The sequence below is a fragment of the Salipaludibacillus neizhouensis genome (assembly GCF_002886185.1).
GTDB classification, from domain to species: domain Bacteria; phylum Bacillota; class Bacilli; order Bacillales; family Salisediminibacteriaceae; genus Salipaludibacillus; species Salipaludibacillus neizhouensis.
Map to the genome: position 1 here is coordinate 1 of NZ_NJAW01000044.1, position 596 is coordinate 596.

2 protein-coding genes are annotated in these 596 nt (G+C 39.3%); both read right to left on the reverse strand.

All coding sequences use genetic code 11. The features are described from left to right. Window positions 1–334, reverse strand: a 334-nt coding sequence (locus CEF18_RS25635; RefSeq protein WP_190238726.1) for an SIS domain-containing protein, incomplete at its 3' end; no start/stop codon positions are given. Then, a partial coding sequence (locus tag CEF18_RS25640) for a phosphoenolpyruvate carboxykinase (ATP) (protein WP_190238727.1) occupies window positions 309–596 on the reverse strand: 288 nt, incomplete at its 5' end. The genes CEF18_RS25640 and CEF18_RS25635, both read right to left, overlap by 26 nt.

Genomic DNA, 596 nt, shown 5'->3' on the forward strand with positions numbered 1-596 from the left:
TAGACTCAACCAGCGCAATAATCGGAATTATTGTATAATGATTTTCACTAGACTCAGTTTTTAATATAACGCTTGAATAACTACTAGCAATCGGGCAAGACAAGTGATCTGTAACTAAAATAATTGGAATATTTCTTTCATGTGCTACTTTCGCTGCGTCAATTGCTCGTTGAGTGTCCGGAGAAAAGCTAAATATTTTAAAAATTTCATTCTTCTCAAATTGAAGAATTCGGTCAAACATAGAATGATTTTTTATATCAGAATAGTTTTCTCTCCTTGAGAGCTGAAAAGTTGGCTCCGCTTTTTCGTTATACCAAAGGTCCGCCCAGCTCAACAATCTCTCCAGATACGCTTGTGAACTTTTTGAAGTTTCCTTTGAACTTGCTGGCAAGATCTAATGCTTTTGCTTTATAAGCTTCTTTGTCAGTCCAGGTTTTTTCTGGCATTAATACGCCATCAGGGACACCTTGAACATGAAGCGGAATTTCCAGACCGAAGATGTCATCCTTTCCCGTTTCCACGTTGTCTAATTCGCCATTAAGGGCTGCTTTCACCATTGCGCGCGTGTAGGAAAGATTCATACGTTGCCCTTCGCC